This window comes from Candidatus Pseudomonas phytovorans (assembly GCA_029202525.1).
GTDB lineage: Bacteria > Pseudomonadota > Gammaproteobacteria > Pseudomonadales > Pseudomonadaceae > Aquipseudomonas > Aquipseudomonas phytovorans.
Window position 1 is genome coordinate 3,585,251 of sequence record CP119325.1, and the last position, 16,341, is coordinate 3,601,591.

A 16,341-nucleotide genomic window follows, 5' to 3' on the forward strand; every position below is an offset into this window, starting at 1 on the left:
GCGGCCCCAAATTATCAATCAGTTACGGTCCAGCCACACGGTCTGGGCATTGGTGAACTCGCGCACACCGAAGTGCGACAGCTCACGCCCGAAGCCGCTCTTCTTCACGCCGCCAAACGCCACGCGGGGGTCGGAAGCGCAGTAGCCGTTGATGAACACGCCACCGGTATCCAGTGCGGTGGTCATGCGCTCGGCCAGCGCATAGTCGGCGGTATAGATGGTCGCGGCCAGGCCAAATTCGCTGTCGTTGGCCAGCTCCACGGCATGGTCGGCATCACGTGCAGTGATGATCGCGGCCACTGGCCCAAACAGCTCCTGCTTGAATGCGGTCATTTCCGGAGTGACGTTGGCGAAAACGGTCGGCGCGTAGAAGTTGGCCACACCTTCGACCTTGTTGCCGCCCAGCAGCAGGGTGGCGCCTTCGGCGAGGGTCGCCTGCACCTGGCCGTCCAGCTCGTCGCGCAGGTCGTAACGGGCCATCGGGCCGATGTAGGTGCCGTCTTCCAGTGGGTTACCAACTGTCAGCTCGCGGGTGGCTTCCACGAACTTGCGCGTGAATGCCTCGACAATGCTTTCTTCGACGATCAGGCGCTTGGCCGCAGCGCAAACCTGCCCGGTGTTCTGGTAGCGGCCGATGACTGCAGCCTTGACGGCGGCATCCAGGTCGGCGTCAGCCAACACGATGAACGGGTCGGAACCACCCAGCTCCAGCACGCACTTCTTCAGCGCGGCGCCGGCCTGGGCGCCAATCGCCATGCCGGCACGTACGCTGCCGGTCAGGGTCACGGCGGCGATACGCGGGTCGTTGATGGCGCGGGTGACGCCGTCCGGGGTCACGTTCAGCACTTCGAACACGCCCTCCGGCAGGCCGGCGTCCTTGAACAGCTCGCCCAGGAGATAGGCGCTGCCCATCACGTTCGGCGCGTGCTTGAGCACGTAGGTATTACCGGCCAGAATCGCCGGCACAGCGCCGCGCAATACCTGCCAGACAGGGAAGTTCCACGGCATCACGGCCAGGATCGGGCCGAGTGGACGGTACTCGATGCGGGCCTTCTCAACCTGGGTCGGTTCTGGCGCAAGCATGGCGGGGCCGTGTTCGGCGTACCAGCGGCACAGGCCGACGCACTTGCTGACTTCGCCACGGGCCTGGGCAATCGGCTTGCCGATTTCGCGGCTGATCATCTGGGCAAAGGCTTCAGCCTTGGCTTCGAGCGTGCTGGCCAGGGCCAGCAGGTACTCGCTGCGCTGACCCAGCGACACTTGGCGCCACTGGCGATAGCCGGCCTTGGCACGTTGCAGCGCCGCTTCCAGTGCGGCGTCGGTGTCGAACGGGTAGGCGCCGATCTGCTCGCCGCTGTACGGGTCGAGGGAGATGGCGTGGGTCAGGCTGCTGATCGCGCTCATGGCGGGACACTCTCGTTGTTGTTAATCAGTGACGCCAGACTAGTGGGCTATGGCTTTAATGAAAACTGAATAATAATGAGCGAAACATTCACGTTTGGAGAAAGGCTGTGGACCTGGTGCAACTGGAAATCTTCAAGGCCGTGGCAGAGCAGGGCAGCATCAGCGCGGCCGCGCAGCACATCCATCGGGTGCCGTCGAACCTGACCACGCGCATCAAGCAGCTGGAGGAGGACCTGGGCGTGGAACTGTTCATTCGCGAAAAGAGCCGCTTGCGCCTGTCGCCTGCGGGCTGGAATTTTCTCGAATACACCCGGCGCATCCTCGACCTTGTACACGAGGCGCGCCTGGCGGTGGCAGGCGAAGACCCACAGGGCACCTTCGCTCTCGGTTCGCTGGAAAGCACGGCAGCGGTGCGCATCCCGGCCTTGCTTGCGGCGTACAACCAGCGCTACCCCAAGGTCGACCTGGACCTGTCTACCGGGCCTTCGGGGACCATGCTTGAAGGCGTGCTGTCTGGCCGCCTGGTGGCCGCGTTCGTCGACGGCCCGGTGCTGCACCCGACACTGGAAGGCATGCCGGTGTTCGAGGAAGAGATGATGGTCATCGCGCCGCTCAACCACGCACCTGTTACCCGCGCCCAGGATGTGAACGGTGAAAGCATCTACGCCTTTCGCGCCAACTGTTCGTATCGGCACCACTTTGAAAACTGGTTCGTCAAGGACCAGGCAGTGCCGGGAAAGATCCACGAGATGGAGTCTTATCACGGCATGTTGGCATGCGTCAGCGCTGGTGCCGGCCTGGCCATGATGCCGCGTAGCATGCTCGACAATATGCCCGGATGCAGCACGGTCAGTGCCTGGCCGATGGCGGAGGACTTCCGGTATCTGAAAACCTGGCTGGTGTGGCGCCGAGGCACGGTGTCACGCAGTTTGAGCATGTTCGTGAAATTACTTGAGGAAGGCCACGCAAGCGCATGATTGAAATGTAAACGACTGAATTAGCCAGAATAATGGCAATGTAGTTTCGACTTTCTGTTTATCTGGACAATAATCAAAAAAGCGTTACTTCGTGTGACCGGTCTGGATGTACCGGTCACCGCATAAAATCGAGGGGCAAAAGCCCCCGCTTGCCGTGTAGACCATCAGGAGAGTCGTTGATGAAAACCCGTCTCGCAGCTTCGCTGGCCGCTGCAGTGCTGGCCTTTGCAGGGGCCAACCTGGCCCAGGCCGCGCAGGTATCCGGCGCCGTTGGCGCCACCAGTCAAGGCGACATGACCTACCGTATCGGCCTGTCGTTCGACTGGGACAAGAAGTGGCTGGAAAGCAGTACCGGCTATGTGAGCGGTTATTGGGATGCCGCCTACACCTACTGGGAGGGCGGTGACGCCAGTGGTGCGCATTCGCTGTCATTCAGCCCGGTGTTCACTTATGAATTCAGCGGCTTCACCTACACGCCGTACATCGAGGCCGGTATTGGCCTGGCGGCGTTCTCCAGGACCGAGGTGGGTGACCAGCGTTTGGGGTCGGCGGTCAACTTCGAAGACCGCATTGGTTTCGGTCTGAAGCTGCCTGGGGAACAGAAAGTCGGGATTCGCGCGATGCATTATTCCAATGCGGGGATCAAGCAGCCGAATGACGGGATTGAGTCCTACTCGCTGTTCTACAGCAAAGGTTTCTAAAGGAGGGGGCCGCACAGCGGCCCCAGCCATTCAGAATGTATAGGAAACCCCAGCCTGCACCGTCCGCGGTGCCCCCGGGTAGGCGTAAGTGTTGAAAGCACCTTCGTCATATTCCTTGTTGAACACGTTTTTCAGGTCCAGGTTCAGGCGTACGTGCTCATTGAGCTGGTAGAAGCTCAGCAGGTCAACCACGGTGTACTGGTCCATGTTGTAGGTGACCGCCTCGGTCTGGCCATTGCGGTCATCCACGTATTTTACCCCCACCCCCAGCCCCAGCCCTTTTGCGAAGCCGTCCTGGAACTCGTAGGTGTTGAGCAGGCTGAAACTGTTGCGCGGAATGTTGGCCAGGCGGGTGCCGGAGGGCAACCGGTTGTCCTTGGTCACTTCGGCATCGACATAGGCGTAGCCGCCAATCACTCGCCACTCTGGCGTGATATTGCCAGCGATGTTGATGTCCAGGCCGCGGCTGCGCACCTCACCCGCAGCGACGCTGTAGTTGGGGTCCGCCGGGTCGCGTGTCAGTACGTTTTCCTTGACGATGTGGTAAATCGCCGCGTCGACACTCAACTGGCGATCCAGCGCTTCCCATTTCACACCCAGTTCGTAAGATTTGCCCTTCTCGGGGTCGAAACCACGCCCTGTGGCACCAGCAGGCGCGCCGCTATTGGGCTTGAACGAGCGAGCGGTGTTGGCATAGACCGCCACGGTGTCGGTCAGGTCATACAGCAGGCCGAACCGTGGCGTTACGCCGTTCTCGCCCTTGTTGAAGTTACCCGCTGCGTTGAGTTTGTTGACGTAGTCGTGCTCAAAGCGCTCGAAACGCACACCGGCCAGAACCTTGAGGCGCTCGGTCAGCGCTACCTGATCTTGCACGAACGCGGCCCAGGTCTTGAGATTTTCTTTGTCCCAGGTGGTAGTACGTGTCAGGGCTGGGCGCGGCTGGCCCAGCACCGGATCGAAGAGATCGATCGGGTAAGCGCCGGCACCGGCTGCGGAGCGCTGGATGATCGAGTTGTAATCGTAGTCTTCGTATTCGATACCGGTCAGCAGCGTGTGGGCGAAGCCACCGGTGTCGAAGTGGCCGGTCAGGTTGAGCTGGTAGTCGCGATCGGTCCATTCCAGCTTGCGATAGTTGAAGTTGCGCCCCAGCGTGCGGCCATCAGCCTGCAAAGCGTTGGCTTCGACCGCATTGCCCTTGAGCGAGCCATCCAGCCACTGCATGCCACCGCCCAAGGTCCAGTTGTCGTTGAGCAGGTGCTCGAACCGTAGCTGGGCCATGTTGTTGTCGTTGTGCAGCAGGTTGTCGCTGCCTTTCTCCCAGATGTTGGTGTCGCGCGAGGCTGTGCCTCGCTGCCCGGGCAGGTGGGTCAGGCCACGGTCCAGCGGGTGGTTGTTTCGCATGAAATCGCCTTCGAAGATGACCTTCGTGGCGTCGTTGACCTGCCAGCTGATCACTGGCGCAACGTCGTAGCGCTCGCTGTCGACGTCATCACGGAAACTTTCACCGCCTTCACCCAGCACATTCAGGCGATAGGCCAGCGAGCCGTCGCTGTTGAGCGGGCCAGTGGCGTCCAGCGTGGCGCGGTGCATGCCCTGGTCATCGAACTGGCTGCCCAGGGTGACCTTGGATTCTGGCAGAGGCTGCTTGCTGACCACGTTGAACGTACCACCGGGGTCGCCACGGCCGTACAGGCTGGTAGCCGGGCCACGGATCACTTCAAGGCGCTCGACGGTATTGGCGTCCGGGGCATTGGGGTAGCCGCGGTTGATCGGGAAGCCGTTGCGATAGAACTCGCCGGTAGTGAAACCGCGCACGGTGAAGGTCGTCAGGCCCTGGCCGCCGAAGTTGTTGGCGCGGCCAACACCGCCGGCGTAGTCCAGGCCGTCCTGCAGGCGCGTGGCGCCGGTGTCTTGCAGCACATCCTTGGGCACCACGCTGACCGATTGCGGCGTTTCGTGCAGCGCCGTGTCGGTGCGGGTGGCACTGGCCGAGCGGGTGGCCTTGTAACCCTGGACCGGGCCATCGGCGCGCTCACTGTCGGCGCTGCCGGTGATGCTGAGGGCCTGGAGTTCGATCTGCGCGGGTTCGCTGAGCGGTTCAGGCTCGGCAAAGGCCAGCGGGGAGACAGCATGAAGCACACAAAGCGAAACGAACGTGCGACGCATCGACGGTACGATCCTGGAGTAGGGCGCTGAAGGGAAGGTGGGCAAGCGCCGCGAAATTACTACGAATCATTATCAAATGCATTCTTTTTAGCTGGCACTGGTGTACCAGATACCAAGCAGGTCGATCGGTGCTGGATTCTTCGCGGGCACGCCCGCTCCCACAGGGGATTCACGTTGCCCGCGAAGTGGCCTGTCCAGGTTAACCGGCTCTCAGCGAATGGCCTTGATCGCCAGCACATTGCACAGCGGGTGTTCCAGCACATGCGCGGTGGTGCCACCCAGGTAGGTCTGCATGGCGTCATGCCGGTGGCTGCCCATCACTATCACATCCGCCCGGCTGTGGCCGACAAACTGGGCAATGGCCCTGATGGCTGCGCCTTCCAGAAAGTGCCGGCGTTCCAGCGGGATCTGGTGATGGTCACCCAGGCGGTTGAACGCTGCCCGCTGCGCATTCCGCACACTGCCATCGAAACCGGGCATGGTCACCGTGCCGGCACCGAAGTCAGCAATATGGGTCTTGGCCGCGTCGCACACATGCAACAAGTGCAGCTCGGCGTTGCACTGCAGGGCCAGGGCACGGGCGCAGTGAATCACCTGCTCATCCAGGTGCTCGCCAGCACCGTGGCTGTTGAGGTCCACGGCCGCAGCAATTTGCCGGGGCAGGGGCAGGCGGATGTCGCTGACCAGATGCACGGCAACCGGGCTGTCTTTGAGCAACTGCCAATCCAGTGGCGTGACCAGCAGGCGTTTGAGCACCGGTTCGTGCTGCACGTCCTTGACCAGCAGGTCGCAGCCTTGCCGTTCGACCCGCTCCAGCGCGCTGCCCAGCGGGTCGCGGGTCAACAACAGTTCGGTGGACACATCCAGGCCAGCATTGCCCAGTTGTTCGGCCTCATCCGCCAGCCACTGGCGGTTGTCACTGAGCAGCCGCTCACGCTCGCGGCCATCGCTCATCAAGCCAAAGGTGTCGACATCGTCGACGAACACATTGATATCCAGCAGTGCACCGCTGGACTCCGCCAGTGCCGCTGCGCGTTGCAGCGCTGGCGTATGGCGCATCTGCGGGCCGAGCATGACAAACAAGCGCTTGAACTGGCTCATCTCACACCTCCACGTGTGGCAGCCCCCCGGTTAACTGGTTCTGTTCAGTCTAGACCCATGTGCACCCGATAAAACCATTCACGCTTTTTTCACCTGGCACTGGTATCATGCCCCCACTCTTTGGGGAGTAGCCTGCCTTCGCGCCCCTGCGAAGGCGCACTGGTCAACACATTTGGCAACCTGCCATGGCCTGTGCATCCACCCGGATTGGCGAGACCAACGACCTTTCTGTGGCCAAGCCGGGCCTGCAGATAGCTGTCGTTGACTCGTTGCCCGGCGGAGCCTGATCGTTGAACCCCATTTCTCTCGTTTTCCTTGCCTTTGCCATGTCTACGGATGCCTTTGCGGCTGCCATCGGCAAAGGCTCCAGCCTGAATAAACCACGCTTTGTCGAAGCCCTGCGCACCGGCCTTATCTTTGGCGTCATCGAAGCCATCACCCCGATCATCGGCTGGCTGTTGGGCCAGGCGGCCAGCCAATACGTCGAGGATTGGGACCATTGGATTGCGTTCATCCTGCTGCTGTTGCTGGGTGCGCACATGGTGTATGCCGGCCTGAAGCCGGATGAAGAAGAGGAAGAAAAACAAAGCCAGCACTCGTTCTGGATTCTGGCGGTAACAGCGTTCGCGACCAGTATCGATGCCCTGGCGGTAGGCATTGGCTTGGCGTTTGTTGATGTGAACATCTGGGTAGCGGCTGCGGCAATCGGCCTGGCGACCATGACTATGGTTACTATCGGCACCATGCTCGGACGGGCGTTGGGCTCGGTGGTGGGCAAGCGGGCCGAGATCATTGGTGGCATTGTGTTGATGCTGGTCGGTGCGACCATCCTGTATGAGCATCTGACAAGCCTGTAAGCATTTTTGCGGGAGCGGCCGCATCGAATTCAATCGCTCTCGCTCCACCCCCCACCCAACGCCGTATACAGCTTCACCTCTGCTACCAACTGCGCCAGGCGGTCGTTGATCAGCCCCTGCTGGGCGCTGAACAACGAGCGCTGCGCATCGAGGAAGGCAAGGCTGCTGTCCACGCCGATCCGGTAACGGTGCTCGGCCAGGTCGTAGTAACGCTGGCTGGACGCCACCAGGTCGCGCTGCGCCTGCAACTGGCGCTGATAGGTCGCCCGTGCGGCCAGCCCGTCGGCTACCTCCTGGAAAGCACCCTGGATGGTTTTCTGGTACTGCGCCACCTGTATGTCTTCTTGCAGGCGCGCGTAGTCCAGGCTTGCCCGCAAGCTGCCGGCGGTAAAGATCGGCAGGCTGATCTGCGGCTGGAACAGCCAGCTGCCAGAGCCACCATCCAACAGGCCGTTGAGCTCGGGGCTGGTGCTGCCGGCATTGGCGGTCAGGCTGATGCTGGGGAAGAACGCCGCCCGCGCTGCGCCGATATTGGCATTGGCCGCGCGCAGCTGGTATTCGACCTGGAGTATGTCGGGCCGGCGTTGCAGCAAGTCCGATGGCAACCCGGCCGGCAGCCCGGCAATCTGCTCGGTTGCCAGGGGCAGGGCGGCCAGGTCAGCGGCCACCGGGGCGCCCACCAGCAGCGTCAGCTGGTTGAGGTCTTGCGCCACCAGGCGCTTGTAACGGGCCACCGCCGCCCGGGTACTGTCGACACTGGTACGCGCCTGGATCTGGTCCAGTGCCGATACCGTGCCGGCACGACGCTGGTTGATGGTCAGGCGCAGGCTGCGCTCATCGGCCACCAGGGTTTCGTTGGCCAGGGTCAGTAATTCCTGGTCGGCACGCCAGGTCAGGTACACGCTGGCGACACTCGCCACCAGGCTCAGGCGGGTACTGCGCCGGGCCTGGTCACTGGCCAGGTAGGTAAGCAGGGTCTGGTCGCTGAGGCTGCGCACCCGGCCAAACAGGTCTAGCTCGTAGGCACTCACCCCCAGGGTCGCGGCATAGCTGGAACTGATCACCCCCTGGCCGGTGCCGGTGATGCCCCTTGGCAAGTACTGGCGCTGGCCTTGGCCATTGGCCGTTACCTTGGGTAGCAGGTCGGCGCGCTGGATCCGGTACTGCGCCTGATAGGCTGCGACGTTGAGCGCGGCTGTGCGCAAATCGCGGTTGTTGGCCAGGGCATTGCCGATCAACTGGCGCAGTACCGGGTCACGGAATACCTGCTTCCAGTCCTCGGCCGCCAGGGTGGGTGACACGTTGCCGGCATAGGCTGCCCCCTGCGGGAAGTGTGCCGCCACGGAAGGCTCAGGTTGCCGATAATCAGGGGTAAGCGTACAGCCGCACAAAAGTACGGCGCACAAGGTCAACACATGTCGGGGCATTGCAGGTTCTCGCAGTCAGGCACCGGCCATCCATTTCGCCAGGCCATGGCGGCCACTGACCCCCAGTTTGGCAGTGGCACGCTTGAGGTAGGTTTCCACCGAGCTGTTCTTCACATTCAGCCGCTGGGCCATCTCTGGCACCGTTCCGCCGGTCAGCAGGCCCAGGCACACCTCCTGTTCGCGGGTCGACAGGCGTACCGCCTCCTGCACCAGCCGCTCACCAAACGAATGGCGCAGCGAGCCTGCCTCAAGGTCGACCAGAGGCGACCCGGCGCGACGCATCGCGCCCTGTTCAAGCAGTTGACCGTGGTGCTCCACCAGCGGCAGCAGGGTGTCGGACAAACTCTTGAGCTGCGACAGTTCACTCAGGGAGAACGTGCGCTGGCTTGGCAAACGATGAAAACTGATCACCCAGCGTTTGCTGCCACTGCACGACACCACGTGGCACTGGTGGGCATTCTGGTGTGGATGAGGGGCGCCCTGAGGCGCCTTGAGCTCGATCAGCAGCGGGTCTTTCATCTGCATGATGCGTTGCAACAGCGGTTGGCGCAGGTTGTTGATGGCAGCGTGGGCGGGTTGCAGCCCGGCACTGCCCAGCACCGCGATATGGCTGACATTGGCCCGCTGCAGGTCGAGGGTCCATTCGCTGAGTTCGAGCCGTTGGACAGGCACTTGTGCTTCGACCAGGCGTAACATCTGGTCGGCAAAGCCTGCAGCGCCGGTGCTGGCGATCAGTTCCCCCAATTGCAGGTACAGCTGTGGGTCGGGGCGGTATTCGCGGCTGTCGGTCTGCATCATTTCCTTGTCTTCCTCGGTTCAGGGTATTGCGGCGGGTGGTCTCGCTGTCGAGTGCTCCGTGTGGCATGGCGGGAGGGTGGGGGTATTCAAGCCCGCTACCGGGCTGGCGTCTGTAATGGAAAACCGGGACAGAAAATGCCACCGATCTGCCGCAGCGGGTGGCTGCCGGGCGGGGCAGGGTTTAGGGCAGATTCGCGCTTGGCCGGCTATTTGACGCCAGAAGCACGGCGAATGTCGGCTGATCGCGACGTACACCGTGTGCCGTAGGCCATCGTGGATGGCGCGCAGTGGCAAATTTCCTACACGTTTTTCAGCAGCCCGCCCTGCGGGGTGCGGTTGTCCGGGATTAACGGGCCATACAGCTGCAGGCGGCGATGCTTGAATCCGCGGATGATCAACCAGAAGGACCTGCCGAATCATGCCCGCCGTCGAAACCTTTGCCCTGACCGTTGCCCAACGTGACATCTGGCTGGACCAGATCAGCCATGGCGACTCGCCGCTGTACAACATTGGCGCGTATGTGGAGTTGCAGGGCAGGGTGGATGTCGGGCAGTTGCAGCAGGCGCTGCAGCACCTGGTGGCCGAGCATGATGGCCTACGCACGGTCCTGGTCACCGAAGGCGGCCTTGCCCGCCAGTATTTTGCCGCGTACATGGCCGTGCCACTCGCCTGGCACGACCTGCGTCAGGCAAGCGAGCCGTTCGCCGCTGCACTGGCCTTGCTGGAAGCACAAATGCGTACGCCTTACAGCCTGGACGCCAGTCCGTTATGGGGCGCAACGTTGATCCGCGTTGCCGACCAACGTCACCTGCTGGCGGTGCAGGCCCATCATCTGATTCTCGATGGCTGGGGGGTAGACCAGTGGTTCAAGCAGCTCGCCGACTACTACCAGTTGCAGCAGCAAGGCCTGCCCCTGCCGCGCGGGGCAGCCTCTTACCAGGCCTTCATTGCAGATGATGCCCAGTATCAGGTGTCCACGCGGCATGCACGCGACCGTGACTACTGGCTGGCCAGCTACCAGCAGTTGCCCGACGCCCTGTCGGCCCGGCGCGAGCGCACTGCGCCGGCGAATGGCTCGCCCAGTGGCGCACAGGTGCAAGCGTTCGACAGCCAGTTGCTGGCACGCATGCGCCGCTTTGCTGCCGGGCTGCAAGCGTCGCCGCTGCATGTGCTGCTGGCTGCGTTGCATGTTTGCGTGACGCGCACCTGGCAACGTGACGAATGGGTGGTCGGGCTGCCCGTGCGCAACCGCGGCAACGCCCGCTTCAAGGCAACCTTGGGGTTGTTCACCCAGGTGAGTGCGCTGCGCATGGGCTTTGCCCGCGAGTGCTCGTTTGCCGCGCTGGTGGAGGGCATTCGCGATGCGTTGAAACAGGATTATCGCCATCAGCGCTTTGCCCTCAGTGAACTCAACCGCAGCCTCGGCGTGCTGCGTGAAGAGCGGGCGCAGTTGTTCGAACTGATGGTCTCGTTCGAAGAAGACAGCAACGCGTTGCAGATTGCTGACGCGCCTGGCCACACCGTGATGATCTGCAATGGCCACGAACCGACGCCGTTGAGTATCCACCTGCGGTGCAACAGCCACAGTGACGCGGCGACGCTGCACGTGGTGCACAACCGGGCCTGGTTTACCGATGATGAAGCCCGGGCGCTGGCCGGGCGCCTGCTGCATGTGCTGGAGCAAGGGCTGCAGCAGCCGCAGGCGCTGCCTGGCCAATTCGACCTGCTGACCGGCAGTGAGCATGCCGCACTTGAACAGTGGCATGCCACGCAAATGCCAGTGGCTGATGCGGGCCTGATCCAGCAGCGCATCCAGGCCCAGGCCAAGGCCCGGCCAGCGGCAGTGGCTGCGCTGCACAACGGCCAGGCGCTGACATATGGCGAACTTGAGCGGCGTGCAGAATTACTGGCGCAACACCTGGCAGGCCTGGGCGTGCGGCCTGAACGGCGGGTTGCGCTGATCGCCCAGCGCGGGCTGGACACACTGGTGGGGCTGTTGGCCGTACTCAAGGCTGGCGCCGCTTATGTGCCGATTGACCCGGCTCATCCGCGCGAGCGGTTGGCCTATCTGCTGGAAGACAGCGCGCCTGACGTGCTGCTGACCCTTTCCCGGCTGACCGAACGCTTGCCGGCCCATGGTCTGAGGCAGGTCGAGCTGGATCGTTTCAACTGGGCCGCCACGCCAGCCGCAGCGTTCCGGTTTGCCCCGCAATCGCCAAGCGACCTGGCCTATGTCATCTATACCTCCGGCTCCACTGGCTTGCCCAAAGGCGTGATGGTCGAGCAGCACATGCTGGCCAACCTGGTTGACTGGCACTGCAGCAGCTTCGACCTGGGCCCCGGGCGGCAGCAGTCGAGCCTGGCCGGTTTCGGTTTCGATGCCATGGCCTGGGAGGTCTGGCCCGCCCTGTGCAGCGGTGCAACCCTGCACCTGGCGCCGGTGCGCGATGGCACCGAAGACATCGACGCCTTGCTCGCCTGGTGGCGGGCGCAGCCGCTGGATGTCAGCTTCCTGCCAACCCCGGTGGCCGAGCACGCGTTTGCCCAAGGCGAGCTGCACCCAACCCTGCAAACCCTGCTGGTTGGCGGTGACCGCCTGCGCCGCCTGGCCCGCGAGCGCCGCTACCGGGTGATCAACAATTATGGCCCTACCGAAACCACGGTGGTCGCCACCTCCGGCCAGGTCGTGGCGGGTGGGCCGCTGCATATCGGCGGCCCGGTGGCCAACACCCGCCTGTACGTGCTCGATGAGCAGCGCCAGTTGCTGCCACCCGGTGCGGTGGGTGAACTGTATGTGGGTGGCAAGGGCGTTGCCCGCGGCTACCTGAACCGGCCGCAGATGACGGCCGAGCGTTTTCTGCACGACCCGTTCAACCCGCAAGCGGGGGCACGCATGTACCGCACCGGTGACCTGGTGCGCTGGCTGCCCGACGGTACCCTTGAATACCTCGGGCGTAACGACGACCAGGTGAAGATCCGCGGTGTACGGGTTGAGCTGGCCGAAATCGAGGCTGCCCTGGTCAGCCATGCGGCCGTGCGCGAATGCGTGGTGATGCTGCGCGACGGCCAGTTGCAGGCCTGGTTCATCGGTGACCCGCTGGTGGCCACGCGTGCATTGCACGAGCACTTGCGCGAACGCCTGCCGGTTGCGTTGCTGCCGGGTGCCTATGTACGCCTTGAGCGCTGGCCGCTGACCGCCAATGGCAAGCTGGATCGCCGCGCCTTGCCGCAGGCCGACGAGAGCGCCAAGGTGCGCCGTGAGCATGAAGCGCCCCAGGGGCTGGTCGAGCAGCAGCTGGCGCAGCTATGGTGCGAGTTGCTGCGGGTTGAGCGGGTAGGGCGCCAGGACCATTTCTTCGAACTGGGCGGCCACTCACTGTTGGCCGTGCAACTGGTCGAGCGCCTGCGTCAGCAAGGCTTGCAGGCTGACATACAGGTGCTGTTCGGCCAGTCGACCCTGGCCAGCCTGGCGGCCAGCGTGACGCAGGTCGATAGCCCGGTGGTGCCGGAAAACCGGGTGCTGCCGGGTTGCCAGCACATTACCCCAGGCATGCTCGCGCTCACTGAACTGGACCAGCCTGCCATTGACCGCATTGTCGCCACGGTGCCAGGTGGTGCTGGCAACGTGCAGGAAATCTACCCACTGGCACCCCTGCAGCAGGGGCTGCTGTATCACCATGTCACCGATGCCCGCGACCCCTACCAGCAGCAGGCCTTGTTTACCTTCGGTAGTCACGAGCAGCTGCAAGCCTTTATCGCTGCCTTGCAGCAGGTGATCGAGCGCCACGACATCCTGCGTACCAGCCTTTGCTGGGAGGGGCTGGAACACCCGCAGCAGGTGGTCTGGCGCCAGGCGAGGTTGCCGGTTGAGCACTGGCACGGCCCTGCCGGGCAGGTGCGCAGCCATTTCGACCCGCAGCAGCGGCCGCTGGACCTGCGCCATGCGCCGATGATGGCACTGGTGTGCAGCGAAGATGCCGGGCAGGGCCGTTGGCTGGGCCTGTTACGTTTCCATCACCTGGTCAACGACGCCGTATCGCTGCAGGTGCTGCTGGGCGAGCTGGAAGCCTTCATGGCCGGGCAAGGCGAGCGCTTGCCCAAGCCAGTGGCCTACCGCGACTATGTCGCTGCCAGCACCCAGGCCGAACGCCAGGCAGGCCACGCGGCCTTCTTCAGCAAGCAGCTTGCCGGTATCGAACCGCAAGCGCCGATCACCGGGTACGGGGGCACAACGGTTGATGAGCAGCAGCTGGAGCGCCACGACCACTGCCTGGCCCGCGAGCGGGTCGTTGCGCTACGCCAGCAAGTGCGGCAACAGGGCGCCAGCCTGGCCAGCCTGCTGCACCTGGCTTGGGCACAGGTGTTGGGCACCTTGGGCGGGCGCGACGAGGTGGTGCTCGGTACCGTGCTGCTGGGGCGCAGCATGGCCGGCCCGGGGGCCGGTCGGGCCATGGGCATGTTCATCAACAGCTTGCCGCTGCGTGTCACCCTGGCACAGCGTTCGGCGGGCCAGGCGCTGAGTGAAACCCACGCCGGGCTGGCAGCGCTGCTGGCGCATGAAGATGCGCCGCTGCTGCTGGCCCAGCGCTGCAGTGGCTTGCCAGCAGGCAGCGCGTTGTTCGACAGCCTGGTCAACTACCGCCAGGGTAGCTTGCCGTTCGGCCAGGTGCTGCCAGGTGTGGAACTGGCCGAGGCCAGCGAGGTACACAGCTACGGGCTGGTGCTGACCGTGGATGAACAGGCGGATACGCTGCAACTGGCCATTCGCGCCCCACGTGCGATCAGTGCGCAACGGGTCATGGACTATTTGCTCAACGCCTTGCAGCAATTGGGCGATGCACTCGCCAGCCGCAGCAGTGCAGGCCTGCAGGCCATGCGCACAGTGCCGGACGGCGAGCTGCAGCGATTGTTACAGGAGTTCAATCGCACTGAAGACAACCACAGCCCGACCTGGCAGACCCTGCCCGCGTTATTCGAGGCCCAGGCCCGGCGCACGCCCAAGGCCGTTGCCTTGCAGGCAGGCGACGACAGCCTTGACTATGAAACCCTCAACGCCCAGGCCAACCGCCTGGCCCATCAGCTGATTGCCCAAGGGGTCGGCCCTGACAGCCGGGTGGCCGTGTGTGTCGAGCGCAGCGTTGCGCTGATGGTCGCCTTGCTGGGCGTGCTCAAGGCCGGTGGCGCCTATGTGCCGTTGGACCCTGGCTACCCGCAAGAGCGCCTGCGCTTCATGCTGCAGGACTGCACCCCGACATTGGTGCTGGTGCACGGCGCCACCCAGGGCCTGTTCGCCGCATTGCCATGTCGCTGGCTCGACCTCGACGACATCGGCTGGCAGGCCAACCCGCCCGATAACCCACAGGTGGCGGGGCTGGGGCCATTACAACTGGCCTATGTGATGTACACCTCGGGTTCCACGGGTACGCCCAAGGGCGTGATGGTCGAGCACCGTGGGCTGTGCAACCTGATGCACTGGGGTTCGCAAATCTGCCCGCCGCGCCCGGGTGACGCCTTGCTGCAACGGGCTCCATTCACCTTCGATGGCTCGGTGTGGGAGTTGTTCTGGCCGTTGACCGCCGGTTTGCGTCTGGTGCTGGCACGGCCCGATGGCCATCGCGACCCGGCGTACATGGTGCAGCTGATCCAGACGCAGCAGGTCAGTATCGTCAAGTTCGTGCCGGCGCTGCTGCATCAGTTTCTCGAACAACCGGGTGTTGAGCGTTGCACCAGCCTGACCGACATTTTCTGTGGTGGCGGTGAGCTCACCCTGGCCCTGGTGCATAGCGTGCGAAAACACTTGCCCAACGTGCGCCTGCACAATGTCTACGGCCCTACCGAAGCCACCGTCGACAGCACCGCCTGGACCTTGCAAGCGCATGCACCGCTACCCACGCAGGCGCCGCCGATCGGCCGGCCGATCGCCAATACCCGGCTGTATGTGCTTGATGCCCATGACCGGCCGGTGCCGTTGGGTGCGGTCGGGCAGTTGCACATCGGTGGTGTCGGTGTGGCACGTGGTTATCTGGGGTTGCCACAACTGCAGGCCGAGCGTTTCATTGCCAGCCCGTTTGTCGAGGGCGACCGCCTGTACCGCACCGGTGACCTGGTGCGCTATCGCGCCGACGGCGATCTGGACTTCATCGGCCGTAACGACTTCCAGGTCAAGTTGCGCGGTGTGCGGGTGGAACTGGGCGAAATCGAAGCGTTGCTGGCTACACACCCGGCTGTGGGGCAGGCGGTGGTGCTGATGCGTGACGAGCGCCTGGTGGCATATTTCACCTGCAGCGATGGCCAGCAGGCGCCGGCGCTGGAGGCGTTGCGCAGCCACCTGTTGGCGCGCATGCCCGAGTACATGGTGCCGCAGGCGTTCGTGGGGCTGGCGGCGTTGCCGTTGAGCACCAATGGCAAGGTCGACCGCAAGGCCCTGCCGGCACCAGGTGCGGAGGCTGTGATCAGCCGTGAGTACCAGGCACCGCAGGGCGAGCTTGAAACAGCGCTGGCCGGGATCTGGACCGAGGTGCTGAAGATCGAGCAGGTAGGCCGTGACGACAACTTCTTCGAGTTGGGCGGGCATTCGTTGCTTGCGGTCAGCCTGGTGGCACGCATGCGCCAAGCCGGGTTGCACGTGGATGCCAGGACCCTGTTCAGCCAGCCGACACTGGCGGGGCTGGCGGCCAGTACCCAGCGCGAGCAGGTTGCCGTGGTAGTGCCGCCAACCACCATTCCCAGCCTGGGCAAGCGCCGACGCCTCTGACCCGCGAAACAGGCAGCGCGTTGTATGGCACCGGCTGCCCCCGTGCCATACACCACGCAGGTCCGAATTGTCCCCACTTCCCATGTCAGACCGCCCGGTCACGATCCATTAGCGTGTCCACCATCCCTATTTCCAGGCAAAGCAGGATGCTTACCG

General features: G+C 63.6%; 9 protein-coding genes. 4 read left to right on the forward strand and 5 right to left on the reverse strand.

Annotation, left to right across the window (positions count from 1 at the left end; genetic code table 11):
• Positions 1-18 precede the first annotated feature (18 nt).
• On the reverse strand, positions 19-1,404 hold the full coding sequence (locus tag P0Y58_15955) for an aldehyde dehydrogenase family protein (GenBank protein ID WEK28402.1): 1,386 nt from the start codon (positions 1,402-1,404) through the stop codon (positions 19-21).
• A gap of 107 nt (positions 1,405-1,511) precedes the next feature.
• On the opposite strand from P0Y58_15955, the gene P0Y58_15960 reads away from it, so the two are divergent.
• Together P0Y58_15960 and P0Y58_15965 are read left to right on the forward strand one after the other, a co-directional pair.
• On the forward strand, positions 1,512-2,381 hold the full coding sequence (locus P0Y58_15960; protein ID WEK28403.1) for a LysR family transcriptional regulator: 870 nt from the start codon (positions 1,512-1,514) through the stop codon (positions 2,379-2,381).
• 179 nt (positions 2,382-2,560) lie between these two features.
• A complete protein-coding gene (locus P0Y58_15965; protein ID WEK28404.1) occupies positions 2,561-3,082 on the forward strand; it encodes an acyloxyacyl hydrolase in 522 nt (173 codons plus the stop codon).
• A 30-nt stretch (positions 3,083-3,112) separates the two neighbouring features.
• Here P0Y58_15965 and P0Y58_15970 read toward each other — a convergent pair whose 3' ends face one another.
• Together P0Y58_15970 and P0Y58_15975 are read right to left on the reverse strand one after the other, a co-directional pair.
• Positions 3,113-5,248: a TonB-dependent siderophore receptor gene (locus tag P0Y58_15970; protein ID WEK28405.1), complete on the reverse strand. Its 2,136-nt coding sequence runs from the start codon at positions 5,246-5,248 to the stop codon at positions 3,113-3,115.
• 210 nt (positions 5,249-5,458) lie between these two features.
• Positions 5,459-6,349, reverse strand: coding sequence for a universal stress protein (locus P0Y58_15975; GenBank protein WEK28406.1), 891 nt, complete (start codon positions 6,347-6,349; stop codon positions 5,459-5,461).
• A gap of 290 nt (positions 6,350-6,639) precedes the next feature.
• Between P0Y58_15975 and mntP the strand changes: the two genes are divergently transcribed.
• Positions 6,640-7,206 (forward strand): manganese efflux pump MntP, encoded by a 567-nt coding sequence (gene mntP, locus P0Y58_15980; GenBank protein WEK28407.1) that lies wholly within the window; start codon positions 6,640-6,642, stop codon positions 7,204-7,206.
• A gap of 29 nt (positions 7,207-7,235) precedes the next feature.
• Here mntP and P0Y58_15985 read toward each other — a convergent pair whose 3' ends face one another.
• Together P0Y58_15985 and P0Y58_15990 are read right to left on the reverse strand one after the other, a co-directional pair.
• Positions 7,236-8,633, reverse strand: coding sequence for an efflux transporter outer membrane subunit (locus P0Y58_15985; GenBank protein ID WEK28408.1), 1,398 nt, complete (start codon positions 8,631-8,633; stop codon positions 7,236-7,238).
• Positions 8,634-8,648: 15 nt separating this feature from the next.
• Positions 8,649-9,431, reverse strand: coding sequence for a helix-turn-helix transcriptional regulator (locus tag P0Y58_15990; protein ID WEK28409.1), 783 nt, complete (start codon positions 9,429-9,431; stop codon positions 8,649-8,651).
• A gap of 418 nt (positions 9,432-9,849) precedes the next feature.
• Here P0Y58_15990 and P0Y58_15995 point away from each other — a divergent pair, with 418 nt between their 5' ends.
• A complete protein-coding gene (locus P0Y58_15995; protein WEK28410.1) occupies positions 9,850-16,185 on the forward strand; it encodes an amino acid adenylation domain-containing protein in 6,336 nt (2,111 codons plus the stop codon).
• Positions 16,186-16,341 lie beyond the last annotated feature (156 nt).